The organism is Gracilibacillus halotolerans (genome assembly GCF_014206945.1).
Lineage (GTDB): Bacteria > Bacillota > Bacilli > Bacillales > Amphibacillaceae > Gracilibacillus > Gracilibacillus halotolerans.
Genome location: NZ_JACHON010000001.1, coordinates 211,235 through 229,060, shown reverse-complemented (window position 1 = coordinate 229,060; position 17,826 = coordinate 211,235). Strand labels below are relative to the sequence as shown.

The 17,826-nt window shown below is 36.1% G+C and carries 18 protein-coding genes; all 18 read right to left on the bottom strand.

Annotated features, from left to right (window positions below; genetic code table 11):
• Position 1 precedes the first annotated feature (1 nt).
• Complete coding sequence (dxr, locus tag GGQ92_RS01190) at positions 2 to 1,150, bottom strand: 1-deoxy-D-xylulose-5-phosphate reductoisomerase (RefSeq protein WP_184243727.1); 1,149 nt, start codon at positions 1,148 to 1,150, stop codon at positions 2 to 4.
• A 24-nt stretch (positions 1,151 to 1,174) separates the two neighbouring features.
• Positions 1,175 to 1,951 carry a phosphatidate cytidylyltransferase gene (locus GGQ92_RS01185; RefSeq protein WP_184243724.1) on the bottom strand — a complete coding sequence of 259 codons (777 nt, stop codon included), beginning with the start codon at positions 1,949 to 1,951 and terminating at the stop codon, positions 1,175 to 1,177.
• Between the two features lie 13 nt (positions 1,952 to 1,964).
• Positions 1,965 to 2,729 (bottom strand): undecaprenyl pyrophosphate synthase, encoded by a 765-nt coding sequence (gene uppS / locus GGQ92_RS01180; protein ID WP_184243723.1) that lies wholly within the window; start codon positions 2,727 to 2,729, stop codon positions 1,965 to 1,967.
• Positions 2,730 to 2,829: 100 nt separating this feature from the next.
• Positions 2,830 to 3,387: a ribosome recycling factor gene (frr, locus tag GGQ92_RS01175; RefSeq protein WP_184243721.1), complete on the bottom strand. Its 558-nt coding sequence runs from the start codon at positions 3,385 to 3,387 to the stop codon at positions 2,830 to 2,832.
• The gene (gene pyrH, locus GGQ92_RS01170; RefSeq protein ID WP_184243719.1) at positions 3,387 to 4,112 is read right to left on the bottom strand and encodes a UMP kinase; all 726 of its coding nucleotides are present in this window, start codon (positions 4,110 to 4,112) and stop codon (positions 3,387 to 3,389) included. The genes frr and pyrH overlap by 1 nt, the downstream gene beginning before the upstream one ends.
• A 204-nt stretch (positions 4,113 to 4,316) precedes the next feature.
• Positions 4,317 to 5,204 carry a translation elongation factor Ts gene (gene tsf / locus GGQ92_RS01165; RefSeq protein ID WP_184243717.1) on the bottom strand — a complete coding sequence of 296 codons (888 nt, stop codon included), beginning with the start codon at positions 5,202 to 5,204 and terminating at the stop codon, positions 4,317 to 4,319.
• Between the two features lie 168 nt (positions 5,205 to 5,372).
• On the bottom strand, positions 5,373 to 6,143 hold the full coding sequence (gene rpsB / locus GGQ92_RS01160; RefSeq protein ID WP_184243715.1) for a 30S ribosomal protein S2: 771 nt from the start codon (positions 6,141 to 6,143) through the stop codon (positions 5,373 to 5,375).
• Between the two features lie 140 nt (positions 6,144 to 6,283).
• Entirely contained in the window at positions 6,284 to 6,820 is a 537-nt protein-coding gene (locus GGQ92_RS01155; RefSeq protein WP_184243713.1) for a DUF6115 domain-containing protein, read from the bottom strand.
• Positions 6,821 to 6,947: 127 nt separating this feature from the next.
• Complete coding sequence (locus GGQ92_RS01150) at positions 6,948 to 8,324, bottom strand: FapA family protein (protein ID WP_184243711.1); 1,377 nt, start codon at positions 8,322 to 8,324, stop codon at positions 6,948 to 6,950.
• Positions 8,324 to 9,112: a FliA/WhiG family RNA polymerase sigma factor gene (locus GGQ92_RS01145; protein WP_184243709.1), complete on the bottom strand. Its 789-nt coding sequence runs from the start codon at positions 9,110 to 9,112 to the stop codon at positions 8,324 to 8,326. Before GGQ92_RS01145 ends, GGQ92_RS01150 begins: the two co-directional genes overlap by 1 nt.
• A 15-nt stretch (positions 9,113 to 9,127) precedes the next feature.
• Complete coding sequence (locus GGQ92_RS01140; protein ID WP_184243707.1) at positions 9,128 to 9,619, bottom strand: chemotaxis protein CheD; 492 nt, start codon at positions 9,617 to 9,619, stop codon at positions 9,128 to 9,130.
• The gene (locus GGQ92_RS01135) at positions 9,616 to 10,233 is read right to left on the bottom strand and encodes a chemotaxis protein CheC (protein WP_184243705.1); all 618 of its coding nucleotides are present in this window, start codon (positions 10,231 to 10,233) and stop codon (positions 9,616 to 9,618) included. The genes GGQ92_RS01140 and GGQ92_RS01135 overlap by 4 nt, the downstream gene beginning before the upstream one ends.
• Positions 10,226 to 10,693, bottom strand: a complete 468-nt coding sequence (locus tag GGQ92_RS01130) for a chemotaxis protein CheW (RefSeq protein ID WP_184243703.1) — start codon at positions 10,691 to 10,693, stop codon at positions 10,226 to 10,228. Before GGQ92_RS01130 ends, GGQ92_RS01135 begins: the two co-directional genes overlap by 8 nt.
• Positions 10,694 to 10,707: 14 nt before the next feature.
• Positions 10,708 to 12,744 carry a chemotaxis protein CheA gene (locus tag GGQ92_RS01125; RefSeq protein WP_184243701.1) on the bottom strand — a complete coding sequence of 679 codons (2,037 nt, stop codon included), beginning with the start codon at positions 12,742 to 12,744 and terminating at the stop codon, positions 10,708 to 10,710.
• 11 nt (positions 12,745 to 12,755) lie between these two features.
• Positions 12,756 to 13,796: a protein-glutamate methylesterase/protein-glutamine glutaminase gene (locus GGQ92_RS01120; RefSeq protein ID WP_184243699.1), complete on the bottom strand. Its 1,041-nt coding sequence runs from the start codon at positions 13,794 to 13,796 to the stop codon at positions 12,756 to 12,758.
• 5 nt (positions 13,797 to 13,801) lie between these two features.
• A complete protein-coding gene (locus GGQ92_RS01115) occupies positions 13,802 to 14,659 on the bottom strand; it encodes a MinD/ParA family protein (protein ID WP_184243697.1) in 858 nt (285 codons plus the stop codon).
• The gene (gene flhF / locus GGQ92_RS01110; protein ID WP_184243695.1) at positions 14,652 to 15,782 is read right to left on the bottom strand and encodes a flagellar biosynthesis GTPase FlhF; all 1,131 of its coding nucleotides are present in this window, start codon (positions 15,780 to 15,782) and stop codon (positions 14,652 to 14,654) included. The genes GGQ92_RS01115 and flhF overlap by 8 nt, the downstream gene beginning before the upstream one ends.
• Positions 15,779 to 17,812, bottom strand: a complete 2,034-nt coding sequence (gene flhA, locus GGQ92_RS01105; RefSeq protein ID WP_184243693.1) for a flagellar biosynthesis protein FlhA — start codon at positions 17,810 to 17,812, stop codon at positions 15,779 to 15,781. The genes flhF and flhA overlap by 4 nt, the downstream gene beginning before the upstream one ends.
• Positions 17,813 to 17,826 lie beyond the last annotated feature (14 nt).

Below are 17,826 nucleotides of genomic sequence, written 5' to 3'. Positions count from 1 at the left end.
CTTATAAGTAATCTTGGAAAATTTCTTTTCTTACTTCACTATCTATTAATTCAATCATTTCCAAGTTTGGATTGTCCACCTTATGATGCAAATTCATCGCACGCTCAATAACTTTTTCTATATCTAAGAAAGAAATCTTACCTTTTAAAAACAGAGCGACAGCTGCTTCATTAGCTGCATTTAAAACAGTAGGTAATGAGCCGCCTTCTTTTCCTGCTCTATATGCGTATGTCAGGCAAGGAAATCGTTGCTCGTCCATTTTTTCGAAATGGAGTTTACCTATCTCGGTTAATTGAAGAGCCTTGGAACGATTTAAGGAATATCGATCTGGGTACGTTAAAGCATATTGAATAGGTATGCGCATGTCAGGAGTCCCGAGTTGAGCAATAATACTATGATCCACATATTCTACCATTGAATGAATAATACTTTCTCTATGTAGTATTACCTCAATATTTTCGTAGGGGATACCAAAAAGCCAGTGTGCTTCAATAACCTCTAATCCTTTATTCATCATGGTTGCAGAATCAACAGTTATTTTTGCGCCCATACTCCAGTTTGGATGATTTAGAGCGTCTTCTACTGTTACACCTTCTAATTCTTCTCTAGACTTGTCCCGAAAGCTTCCACCTGATGCAGTTAAAATTATTTTTTGTACTTGGTTTTTTTTCTCGCCATTTAGAGCTTGATAAATAGCCGAGTGCTCGCTGTCTACGGGTAACAAAGGAACGCCTGCTTGATTAGCAGCTTCCATTACTAGATGTCCAGCAGTCACCAACGTTTCCTTATTAGCAAACGCTATCTGCTTTTTATACTCAATTGCTGTTAATGTCGCACGTAATCCAACACTTCCCATAACAGCATTCACTACTATATCAACTGTTGGATCTGCAGATATTTCACTTAATGCCTCTTTACCGGAAATAATTTTTACAGGCTCATCTAATTGTTCTTTTAATAATTGGTATACACGATCGTTTTTTACTGCTACAATCTTTGGTTTACATTGTTTAATAATACGTAATGCTTCCTCAACATTCTCACCAAAAGACATAGCGTATAATTCAAATTTATCTGAATGCTGGCTGATTACATCGACTGTTTGTTTTCCGATAGAACCAGTAGCACCTAATAAAGCAACAGATTTCATGATAATACGCCCCATTAATATATTTTATGTAATAAATTGAATAACATGTAACATTGGGAAAACAAATAACCAACTATCGAATCGATCTAGTATGCCACCATGTCCTGGCAGAAGTTTCCCTGAATCTTTCACATTATAGTATCTTTTAATTGCAGACTCTACTAAATCCCCAATTTGGGCAAAAATAGACGCGGCTATCGTTACAAATAACACTACAATAATCGAAGAGTGTACTGGGAAAAAGTAATTGAACACAATTGCAATTACAGCTGCAAGAAAAATGCCACCAACAGCACCTTCTATTGTCTTATTAGGACTAATTTCGGGCCAAAGCTTTCTCTTTCCAAATGCTCTTCCGAAAAAATACGCACCTGTATCTGTGGATAGTATCACGAGAATTGCATAAAAAATATAAACGAGGCCTGCCTCTCTCGTTTCCATAAAATAATAAAACCCTAAACCGACATATATTGCTGAAAGGATAAGAAAACCACAATCTTCAAATGTAAATTTGTTTTTCAATAAAACAGTATATGCCAATAATAGGAGGATGAATAACATAAACAATTCAAAACGGTGCTCCATTAATAAAATATCTTTCGGGATTAACAGAGACCATAGCAATAAGAGGGATAATCCTGTTGGCACCCAATAAGAAGTAATCTTACGCATACGTAGAATCTCAATTAACCCTAGCGTTCCAATAATGTACATAATGATTTGGAATGGTAATCCTCCGATAAACACAAATGGAAAAAAGAAAAGGATAGCTATAATTGCAGTTATTATCCTAATCAACATAAATATTCACACCCTATATACCGCCAAAACGGCGTTTTCGTTGTTGGTAGTCGAGAAGTGCTTCTTTGAATTCTTCTGCACTAAAGTCGGGCCATAATGTATCCGTAAACCATAGCTCCGAGTATGCTGACTGCCATAATAAATAGTTACTTAAACGAAGTTCACCACTCGTTCGAATTAATAAATCAGGATCGACTAAGCTAGATGTCGATAAATAATCTCCAAAAAGAGATTCATTAATATCTTCAACAGATATTTTTTGCTGAAGAACATCTTCACTAATTGTTTTAACAGCCTCTATAATCTCGTTACGGCCGCCATAGTTAATTGCTATATTTAGTATAAGACCGTTATTATTCTTCGTTGCATCTTTCGCGCTTTGTATCGATTTTTGTGTATGCTTTGGCAATTTTTCGATATTACCAATAGTTCTAACTTGTACATTTTCTTCGATCAGTTCCGGTAGATAATTATGAAAGAAATCTGTTGGTAAACGCATAAGATACTCTACTTCTGCCGATGGACGCTTCCAATTTTCCGTAGAAAAAGCATATAAGGTTAAAATTTCAACCCGATAACTGTTTGCAACCCGCACAATTCGCTTTACATTATCCATACCTTCCTTATGACCAGCAACTCGTGGCAATCCTTTCTTCTTTGCCCATCTTCCGTTACCATCCATAATTATTCCTATATGTTTGGGAATGTTATGTATAACATTATCGTTCTCTTGGAAATCACTATTCTTTTTACGGAATGGAAGCTTCATCAAAAACATGTTATGTCCTCCAATAAATTGAACTTATTACGTTAAAGTTAAAAACCCTCTCATAAAAAGAGGGTTAGCTTGCTTAATCATTATTCTACCTTTTTTTTGATTAAACTTCCATAATTTCTTGTTCTTTTTCTTTTGTTAATTGATCGATATCATTAATAAACTTATCCGTTTGTGTTTGTACATCATCCTGATAGCCACGGAGTTCATCCTCTGTGATATCACCATTTTTCTCTGCTTTTTTCAATTGATCGTTAGCGTCACGACGGACATTTCTAATTTGAATCTTCGCTTCCTCAGCGAATTTACCAACTACTTTCACCAAATCTTTACGTCTTTCTTCTGTTAATGGTGGAATACTAATTCGGATAACATTACCATCATTCGAAGGAGTTAGACCAAGATCAGCCTTTTGAATCGCTTTTTCCATATCACCTAATGCTGTTTTATCAAATGGTGAAATAAGTAGTAAGCGTGCTTCTGGTACTGAAACGGATGCTAATTGGTTTAATGGTGTAAGTGCACCATAGTATTCCACTTGTACACTATCTAAAAGTGCAGGGTTAGCACGTCCAGCTCGAACGGTAGCTAAATTTCTACTATAAGCTTTTACTGCTTGAGACATTTTATCTTTCAATTCATTCATTACTTCTACTGTCATTATTTATTCCCCCTAATTAAGGTTCCAATATTTTCGCCTGTTACTGCTTTATGAATATTGCCTTCTTCTGAAATAGAGAAAACTAGTAATGGTATATTATTATCCATACAAAGTGATGATGCTGTAGAGTCCATAACACCTAGACCTTCATTTAAAATATCCAAGTAAGATAATTGATCGTATTTTGTTGCTGTTTTATCCAGTTTTGGATCGGCAGTATATACACCATCGACGTTATTTTTCGCCATTAATATTACATCTGCTTCAATTTCTGCTGCACGCAAAGCTGCGGTTGTATCCGTTGAGAAGTAAGGATTTCCCGTTCCTGCGGCAAAGATGACAACTCGTTTCTTTTCTAGATGGCGAATCGCTTTTCTTCGAATATAAGGCTCGGCAACTTGTCGCATTTCAATTGACGTTTGAACTCGAGTAGGTATGCCCATATTTTCTAGGCTGTCCTGTAGAGCAAGTGAATTCATAACCGTAGCTAGCATTCCCATATAATCTGCGTTAGCTCGGTCCATTCCCATCTCACTGCCAACGATTCCACGCCAAATGTTACCGCCACCTACTACAACAGCAACTTCTACATCTAATTCTACCACATCTTTCACTTGTTTAGCGATAGACTGTATCACTGTTGGATCAATTCCGTATCCTGCCTCGCCACTTAATGCTTCGCCACTTAATTTTAATACTATTCTTTTAAAGTTAGCAGTAGACATAATTACCCTCCATATATGTAAGTAGTATTTTTCTATAGCTTGTATCGTATGAAGTCTGTATTACATTGGAATACTCTTTACTTTAAATAATCCCGTCACACTTTAGTAGTGAACGGGATTATTACGTGAGTAGCTAGCATAACAGCCCTACCTGAAGATTTACATAACGATCAACAGATAAGTTTCTATGGAGAAATAATTCCGTTACTGCTTTTTCACTTGGCTCATAACTTCTTCAGCGAAATTATCTTCGCGTTTTTCGATACCTTCACCTACTTCATAACGTACAAATCCTTTTACAGTAGCGTTATGTTTAGCAGCAACTTGTTTTACTTTTTGATCTGGATCTTTAACAAAGCTCTGATCTAGTAAGCAAATTTCTTCAAAGAATTTGTTTAAGCGACCTTCCACCATCTTTTCAACAATATTCTCTGGTTTACCTTCATTTAATGCTTGTGTTTTTAATACTTCTCTTTCTTTTGCCACTTCTTCTTCGGAAACAGCATCACGTGATAAGTATTTTGGATTAACTGCAGCGATGTGCATAGCAATATCTTTAGCAACATCCGCGTCTGTAGTACCTTCAAGTACAGCTAGAACACCTATTCTACCACCCATGTGCAGGTAATTACCAAACACATCGTTATCTGTTTTCGTGAAAATTTGGAAACGACGTAGGGAAAGTTTTTCACCAATCTGAGCGATTTTACTGTTAATAAACTCTTCCACTGTTTCATCATTGCCTTTGAATTTCTGGCTTAATGCTTCTTCTACAGTACTTGGTTTCTCTGCTAAAAGATGTGCTGCCAAGTCTTTTAAAAGTTCTTGGAATTGATCATTTTTAGTAACGAAGTCTGTTTCACAGTTGACTTCAATAAGAACCGCTTCGTTTCCGTTAACTTCTACAAATGCAGATCCTTCAGCAGCGATTCTATCGGCTTTCTTAGCAGCTTTAGAAATACCTTTTTCTCTTAAGTAATCAATCGCTTTATCAATATTACCATCTGTTTCTTGAAGTGCCTTCTTACAATCCATCATTCCAGCACCAGTTTTTTCACGTAATTCTTTTACCATTTTTGCTGTAACCGCCATTTAAAAATTCCTCCTTATGATCTTCTATGAAAGGTAACTACCTATGAGCCTAGTAATAGATCGTATAACTCTCACATATAATAATGGAGTAGTTTAACTTGTCTTAAGACTATGCTTCTTAAAAAGAGGTGATAAAAGGTTCCCCTCTTATCACCTCCAACCTTTTGTTTACTCATTAGTTGTTTCAGTAGCAGTTTCTTGTTCTTCTGAGTCTTGGTTTTCTTCAGGTTTTTCAGCAGGAACTTCTTCCATCTCTTCGCCTTGCTTTACTTCTAAAATAGCATCTGCCATTTTACCTGTTAAAAGTTTAACAGCACGAATTGCATCATCGTTAGCTGGAATTACGTAATCAATTTCATCAGGATCACAGTTTGTATCAACAATTCCCACGATTGGGATATTAAGCTTACGAGCTTCAGCTACAGCGATTCGCTCTTTACGAGGATCGATAACAAATAATGCATCTGGAAGTCTTTCCATATCTTTAATACCGCCTAAAAATTTAACAAGACGATCTTTTTCTTTTAATAAGCCTACAACTTCTTTTTTAGGTAATACTTCGAACGTACCGTCTTCTTCCATTCTTTCGATTTCTTTTAAACGATTAATACGTTTACGGATTGTTTCGAAGTTAGTTAATGTACCACCTAACCAACGTTGGTTAATATAGTACATACCAGAACGGATTGCTTCGTCTTTTACAGACTCTTGTGCCTGTTTTTTAGTACCTACGAACAATACAGTTCCACCGTTTTGAGCTAATTCTTTTACGAAGCTATATGCTTCTTCTACTTTTTTCACAGTTTTTTGAAGATCAATAATATAAATACCATTTCTCTCTGTGAAAATATACTTTTTCATTTTTGGATTCCAGCGGCGTGTTTGATGTCCAAAATGTACACCCGCTTCTAATAGTTGCTTCATTGAAATGACAGCCATGTTTATTTCCTCCTGTTTGGTTTATTTCCTCCATTTGATTCATTGGGCTAAAGGACTTTTATAAGCACCACTTTATCCCTCCACAAACGTGTGTATTTAACACCTAAAACAATATAACATACAGAGTAACGACAATCAAGCTATTTCCTCTGGTTTTGTTGAATTTTCACAATTAATTCTACCTCTGTTTTACCCATGTCGAGCTTTTTAGCAATTTCGTCCGTTGTTTCTCCTTGCGAATATAAGTGTAAAATCTTAGCTTCCTTGGATGACTCGAAAGCTACTTCTTCTGAAGAGATGGATTCTTCTAGCAAAGATTTAAAGGCCGGTTTACTGCTTGTTTGTTCCTGCTTTACATGACTTCTGACATTAGGTAACGAGGAAGGTTGTGTTTCTGCTTTATCTAAATCTATTTCAGCTTTCTGATTATCCGAACTCTTCTCCTGTTTCTGGGGAGTTTTTACGTCTTCACGAGTTTTGATTTTTTCAACTCTTTTAATAAATGCTTCGTTTTCTTGTTTCATTTCTTGCAAGAACAAGCTAAGTTTTTCTTCGACATTTACCTGATTGTTGCCAGTACCATTCTCATATGCGTCTACTTTATTTTTTAGCTGTATGATAATCCTAAATAATAGGAAATGAATCAAGAAACTTATTGTTAGTAGTAAATAAATCATATAATACCTTCTTAATTTTAGTTTTTAGTTCCTATATACATATAACTTGAAATACATCTTGAAATTTCAGTTATTCCCTAACTATTATTATATTACAACCATAGTAATTATACAAAAAGAGACCAGATCATAATGTCTGATCATCATGGATTGATCGAATTATTATTTCATTTTGATCGAGTACTGCAATAACACTGTTATATTCACGGCTTAACACGCGCTTATATTTTCCAAAATGTAATTCTACATTTTCAAATGCGTTTCCACGGACAATGAGTTTTGTGTCAGCTAAATTGCCGATATCACTTTGATAGTGTTCCAACTCAACTTCTAAGTCAGCAAGCTGTTGGGAAATTTTATTAATCATCTCTTTTTGTTTTACTAACATTGCCTCTTCTTTCGGTTGCAAGCCTAGGGTGTTTTTCTTTTGTTGTAAGCGCTGCCCAAAAATGGCAAGTTTTTGTCTATTCTCTCTCCAGCTCTCTAATTGTTTATGTATGGCATTCGCCTTTTCCAGTTTCTTTTTGTGTGCTCCGAATACAACTTCGGTTTTCGTACTAGCGACATTACCGATATTCTTAACGTCTACAATATTTCCTGTAGATGTAGAGCCACCAATAATACTACCATTCTCACAAATCACTCCATTTTGAGCAATACAGGTAGAGTGCATGATCGCTTTCTTAACACGTATACGCTGACCTGCCTCTACATAAGATTGGTTAATATAACCCGTTTCAATATCTCCCTTTGCAGTAACATAACCCTTTTCCATTCCAGCAATACCCTCTGAAACGAATATATTACCGTTTGATTCCAATTTAGAAGCCTCAACTGTACCGTAGATTGTAATATCTCCATCTGCTTTTACCTCAAAGCCACTCGGTACATCTCCTTTTATAACTACAGAGCCGATAAAGTTAATATTACCTGTGGATAAGGACAAGTCATCATTAACTTCATAGACCGGAAAAACATGGATGCTATTATCTAAGTAGGATACCTGACCATTTAAAGTAGAAGTGAACGTTCCTATTTCTTCATGATAGGCAACATTTTTTCCCGCTTTAATATTTACCCTTTTACCAGGCTTTGCTTTTAGCGTATTGCCAAGTATATTCCTACCATCCGTTCCATTAGTTGGCGGTATGATTTCTCCAAGTAATTCTCCCGTTGTAACTACGGGAATCACTGTTACATCTCTAAAGCTTGATTTTTCGTCAACGGAAACCATAGATGGCACATTTATTTTCCTAATAAACTTACCGTTCTCACCATTAACTGGCGGCGTTCCCTCTGCAATTAATACTTTATGATTACTAGCTAGATCTTCACGCCAGTCTTCTTGCTGCCATTCTTTAAGACCATGTACAATATTTAATTTTTCAATTTCTACTTCAATTGCTTCTTGATCTAATTCAAAGGCACTCTCCGGATCGATTAGAACTAATTCCGCCTTCATACCATTTTCCCCAATGATAATTTTAAAATTCTGCTCCCCCATCACTCCGCCCCGCTTTTCAACGTATTTTCTTGCGCCATGATTTGCCGAACTTTAGAAATGGATTGCTTATGAATTTGAGAGATTCTTGATGTTGTTAAGCCTAGTATGTTGCCTATTTCAGTAAACGTGAGCTCTTTATCATAAAACAGGCTTAATACTAGTTGTTCTTTCTCTTTTAGTTGTTTAATTGCCTGAATAAGGTATGCATAGTTTTCTTTCTTTAACAATTCCTTCTCTGGAGTAATATCTTGGTCATCTCTAATAAGATTACCGATACCATCATTATTTTCATCATTTAATTGATTACTTTGCTCATCAATAGAAAGTAGATTCGCAAAAAAACTATCTTTTTGTGCTTCCATAACTTCGTTCTCTTCCAGTTGAGCATGCTCAGCAATTTCTTTAATACTAACTTCTCGCTGATATTTTTGTTCTAAATCTTCTTGTGCTCGGTCTATTTTTTTAATCTTCTCACGTGTTGATCTTGGAAGCCAATCTTCTTTTCGTAATCCATCTAAAATAGCACCCTTAATTCGAATAGAAGCATACGTATCAAATTTCAAGTCTCTTGAAGAATCAAATTTCAATAGCGCATCGTATAATCCATATAAGCCCAGACTTTTAATGTCTTCTCTATCTACAGATTTTGGTAAGGTTGGAATGATTCGTTGCACGTGGTAATGAACTAAATACATATACGCTTCTAGTAATTCATTCGCATTATCTTCATTCTGATTCTTATTCCAGTTGTCCCATAAAGTAGTTTCATATGCAATTTCTTTTACCACTCGAATCACCTCACTCTATATGATGGTTGTATTTCCTCTTACAGTCCGAATTTCCAATTGACTCTCTTCGATATTAAATTCAATCGTTCTACCTTGGTTTCCCCCTACATCTTGTGCAATAAGAGGGATTTGATGGAGCTGTAATCGTTCTGTAACTGCTATTATATTTCGCTCGCCGATTTTAAGAAAATTACTTTCTGTTTGGAAAGAAAACATATGAGCGCCACCAGCAATTTTTGCTTTTAAGCTCGATTTTCTTACTCCTTTATCCAATAATTCACGAATCATCTGGTCTAATGCAGAATCCGCGTATTTTAGGATGTTTTGATTTTCGCGATTGGATGCTTCGGAATCTGGCAACATAACATGTGCAAGACCTGCAATTTCATGATTATAAATTACAACGCCCACACAAGATCCTAGACCTAATGTTTTAAGTTTGTTAGGAGCTTCTGTTACTTTCATATCTGCAATTCCAACTTTTACAACTGTAGATGTAATCGTCATTTTCCCTCTACTCCTAAGGCACTAAATATTGTTTCAAAGGAGGTTGGATCTGGTAATAGAAAAAAATGCCCCTTTATTGACTCTGTTGTATTCTCTTCATCTTCGATCATCGTATCAATAACAATCGCATAGTCACTTTCTTTAGAAATCTCAATTAATCCCTGCATTAATATCGCACCTGCCATATCCACTGTTAAGCTTGGCACGGAAGGAAACATATTAATGGCTGTAAATTCAGAGAGAGCAGATAAATACGAACCTGATAAGATATTTCCTATTTCAGCAATAGCGGATAAAGCCATTTCATGGTCTCTTATGTCCTCTTTCATATCAGGGATTAGCTGGTTTGCTAGAATTTGTGCCTGATTCGGTTGCAATACGAAAAACATACTACCTGGAAGTGAACCTTGAATACGGAGAAACACGCTGACAATTTCTTCCTCTGGCCCTCCTACATAATCCATTAACTCATTAAACTCTACGATCTTTATATCAGGAATACTCATGTTAATTTTCTTATTCAGTAACGTTGAAAGTGCAGTAGCTGCATTCCCCGCACCAATATTCCCTACTTCTTTTAAAACGTCTAAATGTTTCTGTGTAAACTTAATCATCTTGATCTCTTTCTATTTGATAATTATCATGACTTAGTGTTCTTTCTAAGTTTAGTAGCATTAGCAATCTATTTCCTACTTTAGCAACCCCGTCAATGTAATCAATATCCTTAGTTCCGATAACTTTAGGATTTGGTTCAATAGCTTCATTTGGAATATTCACTACGTCATAAGCAGCATCCACAATGAAACCGACATTGAATGACTCCATTTCAGCAATAATAATTCTTGTACTATCATTATGTTCCTTAGGAGATAGTCCAAACCGCTCTCTTAAATCTATGATAGGAGTTATTACCCCTCGTAAATTAATTACACCTTTTATAAAGGAAGTCGTTTTAGGTACTCTAGTTATTTGCTGAATTCTTTCAATACCACCTATAAACTCAACCGGTATTGCATATTCCTCATTTTCCAGCTCAACAACGATAGACTGTATAAATCCCTGTTCGTTATCCATATTTCCCCTCCTCACTAATTAATCAATGCGTTTGTGTCGATAATAAGTGCAACTTGACCATCGCCTAAAATAGTAGCACCTGATATTGCAAATACCTCACCTAAGTAATCACCGAGAGACTTAAGAACTATTTCTTGTTGACCAATGAATGTATCTACAATTAATCCAGCCATTTTATCACCTTTTCGAATAATAACTATGGATAGGAATTCATCTTCGTCACTTGCCTCTGGCACATTGAACACTTCTTTTAGAGAGATAAGTGGGACTACTTTTCCTCTAAAATCAATAACTTGTTTATTATGTGCGTTATATATTTCAGAACGTGGTATAACCGCTGTCTCTATAATAGAAGATAGTGGGACCGCATATTTTTCATCCCCAACCTCAACCAATAGCACTGTAATTATAGATAGTGTCAGTGGTAATTGAACAGAGAAAGTAGACCCTGCACCTTCTTCGGACGAAATACTAATTGATCCACCAAGTGATTCGATAGTATTTTTCACTACATCTAAACCGACACCGCGTCCTGATATATCCGAGATTTGCTCTGCTGTAGAAAATCCGCTAGCCATCATAAGCTGATATACCTCTTTATCGGATAATGCTTGTCCTTCTTCTTCTGTAACGATATGATTGGCAATAGCTTTTTTCAGAATATTTTCTCTCTTGATACCTGCGCCATCATCTGATATTTCAATAAACACATGATTCCCACTATGATAAGCTTTCAATGTGAGGTTCCCTTCCTCTGGCTTACCGTTGGCTTTTCTTACTTCAGGCATTTCAATACCATGATCTAATCCATTTCGGATTAAATGAACTAGTGGGTCACCTATTTCATCAATAACCGTACGATCCAACTCAGTCTCAGCACCGATTATCTCTAAGTTGATTTTTTTACCTAAATCTTTCGATAGCTGTCTTACCATTCTAGGAAATCTATTAAACACTTGTTCGATTGGAACCATACGCATATTCAAAATAAGAGTCTGCAAATCGCCAGTTATACGTGTCATTCTTTCTACGGTTTCGTTTAGTTCACTATGATTTAATTCACCTGATATTTGTTCTAATCGACCACGATCAATAACGAGCTCCTCAAATAAGTTCATTAGACCGTCAAGTCTGTTAATGTTGACACGAATTGTTTTGGTAACAACATTCTTCTTTTGCTTATTTTTCTCATCATCAGATGATTGTGCTTCGTTATTAGTTGTGACCTCATTTGTCGACGTAGATTTTTCTTCTCCCATTTCATTGTTGGCTTTTTTTGTTTGAATCGTATAGGAGCGAACATCGATATGTTCAATCTCTGAAACTTTTAAAATTCTCTTTTCTATGTTTTCTGGACTCTCTTGAGATATTAATAGAACATGGAAAGATAACTCAAAGTTCTCTTCTTCTAAATCCTGAATCGTCGGGTCAGCTTTGACTACTTCACCAATTTGTTCAAGAACTTCAAAAACCATATAAACCCGAGCTGCTTTTAGTAAACAATTTTCGTTTAAAGAAACCTTTACTTCATACGTATGGAAGCTTTTTTCATAAGCTTGTTCCAATACGGTTAACTCAAATTCGTTTAACGCATGGAAATGATTTTCTCCTGCTAAACTTGGCTCCGTAGTAGGTAACTGTTCCGTTTTGTCTGAAACTGATTTGGTTTCTTCACCGTTTTCAATAACATTTAGTTGCTCTATAACATCTATTACATCTTTCGCACCGTTCCCGCCTTCAGCAATATCAACTACCATATCCTCTAAATGGTCGACTGCGGAGAACAACACATCAATAATATGTGTATGTATTTTAAGTTGATCGTTACGGATAGCGTCTAGTATATTCTCCATTTTATGGGTAAGATTTGCTAAATCATTAAAGCCCATCGTTGCTGCCATTCCTTTAAGTGTATGTGCTGAGCGGAAAATTTCACTAATAGTATCAAGATTTTCAGAGTCATTTTCTAGTATTAACAATTGATCGTTCAGCGACTGTAGATGCTCTTTACTTTCTTCAATAAACACATCTAAATATTCATTATTTTGCATTGGAGACACCTCTAATTCATAAATTTTTGAGTAAGAACATTGCTAATCTCGCTTATATCAACCACATAATCAACAAGGCCTGTTTTTTCTGCTGCTTGGGGCATACCATAAACGATGCAGCTTTCTTTTGATTGAGAAATAGCAATCGTCCTTGGGTGTTTTCTCTTTAGCAATTCAATCCCGCTAGCACCGTCGCTACCCATGCCAGTTAGCATGACTGAAACTGGGAGACATTCTCTTAATTCGGCCGCTGAATTAAATAACAAATTTACGGATGGTTTATGCCCTTTAACTGGCTGATCATCAGTTACACGTGCAATATATTTATTCTGCCTTTCTTCTATTAAAAAATGTTGCCCTCCAGGCGCAATGTACGCAATACCTGGCTTGAGCTCTTCAAGGTGAGTTACTTCTCGTACTTCTATTTCTGCAAGGCGATTAAGTCTTTCTGCTAAAGACTTAGTAAAGCCTTTAGGCATATGTTGAACAATGGCGATCGGAGCTGGAAAGTCCTTTGGTAGTTTTGTTAAAACTTCTTGAAGTGCACTTGGTCCACCTGTTGAAGAACCAATTAAAACAATCTTCTTTTTAGCTTTCACTGGCTTAAGTACACCAATTTCTTGCCTTTTTTTATCTTTTTTCGGTTTTATTCGTGCAAGACTAGCTGCTTCAACTTTTCGAATAATCTCTGCCGATATCTCTTCAATATCTAAAGAAATCGATCCAGAAGGTTTTGCAATGAAATCAACTGCACCATTGCTCATTGCTTCCATTGTTTTATCTGCTCCTGCTTTAGTAAGACTAGAAAGCATAACCACAGGAGTAGGTTGGTGCTTCATAATATCTCGGAGAGTTGCTATTCCATCTTTAATTGGCATTTCAATATCAAGTGTTATAACATCTGGTTTTAATTCCGTTACTTTTTTTAAAGCATCTTCGCCATTTCTAGCAGTTGAAATAACTTCTAAGTTACTAGATTTACTTAAAATGTCTGAAATCATCTTCCTCATAAATGCTGAATCATCCACAACCAGTACTTTTTTTGTAGTCATGATGTCTACCTCTCTTTTAGAAACTTTCTCAGCCTTGTTAGAAAGCTGGAAGAAGAAGGCTTTTCCGTAGAATCATTAGCGCCAAGGAATTGCTTTGCTATCGTTTGGATAGCGATACTTGCTTTAGACTTTGGTTGATGAAGCAAAAAGGGTTTCTGTTCCATTACCGCTTGTCTAACAGCAGAGTCTTCTGGGACCACCCCTAATGGATATATGGGTGATTTAAGGAAGTGTTGAACCGCCTTAGTAATACGATTCATTATATCCATGCCATTCTTTTGGTTCGATGCACGATTAATCACAAGGTTTAATGGGAGCACCTTCTGCTTTAAAATGTGTTTCATCATAGAGTAAGCATCCGTGATTGCGGTAGGCTCTGTCGTTGTTAATACGATACACTCATCAGACGCTAATATAAATTGAATCGAGTCGTTTGTAACTCCTGCACCCATATCAAAAATAATATAATCATAGTCTTCAAAAACCGTTTCTAATTCTTTTAAAAAATGGTTTGTTTGGTCTTTTTCTAAGCGGAAAATTTGGTCTAGTCCTCTTCCCCCAGATAAATAATAGAGGGTATTTGGACCTGATTCTATCATATCATATATTGAATGGTTTTTATCTAATAAATCGACAATTGAATACCGGGAGGTTTTTCCTATTAATATATCGATATTTCCCATCCCAATATCGAGATCGAACAACAAAACTTTTTTCTTCTGCTCAATTAACGCTAGTGAGAAGTTAATCGCAAAATTAGATTTACCCACGCCACCTTTCCCACTAACGATAGCAATAGTCTTAGCCTGTTTCTTAGCTGTCCCGTTCATTTGCGCTCTTAATTTCGCTGCTTGATCAGTCATTTTCCTCACCAATAATTAAATTTGTAATATCGTCTACAGAAGCCTCTTTTAAATCTTCAGGAACATCTTGACCATTTGTCAAAAACGCAATGCCTAATTGTGATTTTAAACATAGGCTTAGCATCGCACCATAAGAGTTCGTTTCGTCTAATTTCGTTAAAATAAATTGATGGATAGGGACATTTTTAAATTTATCATAAATATCTTCTACGTCGCGCCTCTTTGCTGTCATTGATAGAACGAGATAGGTTGTTGCATCTTTACTTAGGTCAATCAGTTTGTTCAATTCATGAATGTACTTTTGTTCTCTGAAATTACGTCCAGCTGTATCGACAAAAATGTGATCTTTATCTGTGAATTTTTCTTTTGCCTTATTATAATCGTCCAGATTGTACGCAACCTCAATTGGTACATTTAAGATTTTGGCATATGTTTTGAGTTGGTCAATAGCGGCAATTCGGTAAGTATCAGTTGTAATAAAGGCTACCTTTTTGCCTTCCTTTAGAACACAATGTGCCGCTAGCTTAGCAAGAGTCGTTGTTTTACCTACACCAGTTGGACCTACTAAATGAATGACTTTATTATGGAAAGCCATGCCTCCAAATGGTGAAATGTTTTGTAGCTTTTGTTGGATTTGGAGGCGGAGTGCATCTCGTATTTCTACTTCATCCCATTCTTGAGGTGTTTCACGTTCTGCTATGGTAAGCAACATTTCATTCACTAAATCTTCATCCATATCTTTTTCAACTAATTCTTTATAAATAGATTGAAAAGCAAGTGGAAGTTGCGAATGAGCATTAACAGAATGTTCCATCCATTTTTTCATTTGCCGTAACTCATCCAAAATTTTACTTTCGTCATTAGCAGGCTGAATTCGACTTGGATACTTTTGTTCCACTGGCGTCCGAATTGGTTGTCTTGACTCTCTAATAATTGGTTGCTCTTTTGCAATAGGCTTATCAATTGCAGCTAATACTTCAATCTTTCTTTTTTTAAAAAGACCTAAGAAACCACCTTCATGAACAACTTTGGAGTTCAGAATAACAGCATCTTGTCCAAGTTCTTTCCGAACCAACTGCATTACTTCAGGCATCGTATTACCTTTATACTTTTTTACCTTCATACCATATTCACCACCCCAACACTCTCCATTTCAGCGGTAGGTTCTACCTCGTTATAAGAGATAACAATGACTTGAGGAAAATAACGTTCTAACAGTTGTTTTACATACATGCGAATTGTTGGTGAACAGAGAATTATTGGTTGCTCTTCTCGCATCGATAATGCTTCTACATTTTGTGTTACAGAGTGTAGAATTTGCTGCTGGCGTTCCGGATCCATTGCCAAATAACTACCGTGTTCTGTTTGCTGAATATGTTCACTTATTGTTTTTTCAACCTCAGGACTAATTGTAATTACTGTAAGTTGAGGTTTACCTTGTAATAAATCATTCGTAATCTGGAAGGATAGGGCTTGACGTACATATTCCGTAAGCAAATCAATGTCCGTCGTAAGTTTTGCAAAATCAGCAAGCGTTTCGAAAATAACTGGAAGGTTTTTAATTGATACATGTTCTTTTAATAATTTTGCAAGAACTTTTTGGATATCCCCTATGCTTAGTGGTTCAGGTGTAACTTCATCCACAAGAATAGGATTGGATTCCTTCAAGTGATCGATTAGCTGTTGTGTCTCTTGTCTACCTAATAATTGGTGAGCATGTCGCTTAATGATTTCCGTTAAATGAGTAGAAACAACAGAAGTTGGATCTACTACTGTATAACCTAAAAGCTGTGCCTCATCTTTAACCTCTTCTGTTACCCACTTAGCTGGTAAACCAAAAGCCGGTTCTTGTGTATCTATTCCTTCTAACTCATCATCTTCCATGCCAGGACTCATCGCTAGGAAATGATCGAGTAAAAGTTCACCCTTATCTATTTCATTCCCCTTAATCTTTATTCTATACTCATTCGGATTAAGTTGAATATTATCTCTAATTCTTACAACAGGTATAACTAAGCCCAATTCTATTGCTAACTGTCTCCTAATCATGATAACCCGATCAAGTAAATCTCCACCTTGATTTGTATCTGCCAAAGGAATTAGACCATAGCCAAATTCAAATTCTATAGGATCCAAATTTATCAAGTTTACTACATTTTCCTGTGTCTTCATTTCTTCCGACTCTGTTGCATCTATTTCTTCTTGTGTTGGTAATTCTTCTTCCTTCGATTTCTGTGTTAGCAAGTATGCAGAAAGAATTAATACCCCACCAATAACTGCTGTGAGTAGAAAATTAATTGGTGTTAAGCCTAATAGTATAATCGTCCCACCTGCAATGTACAACATTGTTGGGAATCTTAATAATTGCTTTGTAACATCGGAGCTTAAATTACCCTCTGAAGCTACTCGTGTAACAACAATCCCCGTTGCAGTCGAAATTAATAATGCTGGTATTTGACTAACAAGGCCGTCCCCCACTGTAAGTCGGGTAAATGTGTCGACAGCTTCACCAAAGCCCAGATCCATTTGGACCATACCAATAATCAAACCAAAAACAATATTAATTAGTACGATAATAATTCCAGCAATAGCGTCCCCTTTAACGAATTTACTCGCTCCATCCATTGCACCATAAAAGTCCGCTTCATTCTCAACTTTTTCTCGTCGATCTTTGGCCTGTTGCTCGTTAATCATTCCTGCGTTCAAATCGGCATCAATACTCATTTGTTTTCCCGGCATTGCATCTAAAGTAAATCGTGCTGCTACCTCTGAAACACGTTCACTCCCTTTTGTGATTACAATAAATTGAATAATAATTAATATAATAAATACTACAAAACCAACTAACGCATTATCGCCAATCACAAAAGACCCAAAAGTAGCAACTACGCCTCCAGCATCTGCTTCTGATAAAATTGATCGAGTAGTCGAAACATTTAGCCCTAGCCTAAATAACGTTAATAGTAATAATAACGAAGGAAAGACGGAAAATTCCAAAGCATCTTTCATGTTCATAGAAACTAAAATGACAATTAATGCTAGAGAAATGTTTACCAATATAAGAACACTGAGTAGCCATCCTGGTAATGGAATAACTAACATAATAATAATTAAAATAACTCCAAATAATACTGAAAGATCTCTAGCACGCATTACTTCATCTCCTT

Bases quoted from the DNA above. Each gene is read 5' to 3' on its own strand.
- GGQ92_RS01155 (WP_184243713.1), bottom strand. From the start codon at position 6,820: ATGATTTATTTACTACTAACAATAAGTTTCTTGATTCATTTCCTATTA.
- GGQ92_RS01150 (WP_184243711.1), bottom strand. From the start codon at position 8,324: ATGGGGGAGCAGAATTTTAAAATTATCATTGGGGAAAATGGTATGAAG.
- GGQ92_RS01135 (WP_184243705.1), bottom strand. From the start codon at position 10,233: ATGATTAAGTTTACACAGAAACATTTAGACGTTTTAAAAGAAGTAGGG.
- GGQ92_RS01115 (WP_184243697.1), bottom strand. From the start codon at position 14,659: ATGACTGATCAAGCAGCGAAATTAAGAGCGCAAATGAACGGGACAGCT.
- GGQ92_RS01140 (WP_184243707.1), bottom strand. From the start codon at position 9,619: ATGACGATTACATCTACAGTTGTAAAAGTTGGAATTGCAGATATGAAA.
- uppS (WP_184243723.1), bottom strand. From the start codon at position 2,729: ATGTTTTTGATGAAGCTTCCATTCCGTAAAAAGAATAGTGATTTCCAA.
- rpsB (WP_184243715.1), bottom strand. From the start codon at position 6,143: ATGGCTGTCATTTCAATGAAGCAACTATTAGAAGCGGGTGTACATTTT.
- flhA (WP_184243693.1), bottom strand. From the start codon at position 17,812: ATGCGTGCTAGAGATCTTTCAGTATTATTTGGAGTTATTTTAATTATT.
- tsf (WP_184243717.1), bottom strand. From the start codon at position 5,204: ATGGCGGTTACAGCAAAAATGGTAAAAGAATTACGTGAAAAAACTGGT.
- flhF (WP_184243695.1), bottom strand. From the start codon at position 15,782: ATGAAGGTAAAAAAGTATAAAGGTAATACGATGCCTGAAGTAATGCAG.
- pyrH (WP_184243719.1), bottom strand. From the start codon at position 4,112: ATGTCTACTGCTAACTTTAAAAGAATAGTATTAAAATTAAGTGGCGAA.
- frr (WP_184243721.1), bottom strand. From the start codon at position 3,387: ATGACAGTAGAAGTAATGAATGAATTGAAAGATAAAATGTCTCAAGCA.
- GGQ92_RS01130 (WP_184243703.1), bottom strand. From the start codon at position 10,693: ATGGATAACGAACAGGGATTTATACAGTCTATCGTTGTTGAGCTGGAA.
- dxr (WP_184243727.1), bottom strand. From the start codon at position 1,150: ATGAAATCTGTTGCTTTATTAGGTGCTACTGGTTCTATCGGAAAACAA.
- GGQ92_RS01125 (WP_184243701.1), bottom strand. From the start codon at position 12,744: ATGCAAAATAATGAATATTTAGATGTGTTTATTGAAGAAAGTAAAGAG.
- GGQ92_RS01185 (WP_184243724.1), bottom strand. From the start codon at position 1,951: ATGTTGATTAGGATAATAACTGCAATTATAGCTATCCTTTTCTTTTTT.
- GGQ92_RS01120 (WP_184243699.1), bottom strand. From the start codon at position 13,796: ATGACTACAAAAAAAGTACTGGTTGTGGATGATTCAGCATTTATGAGG.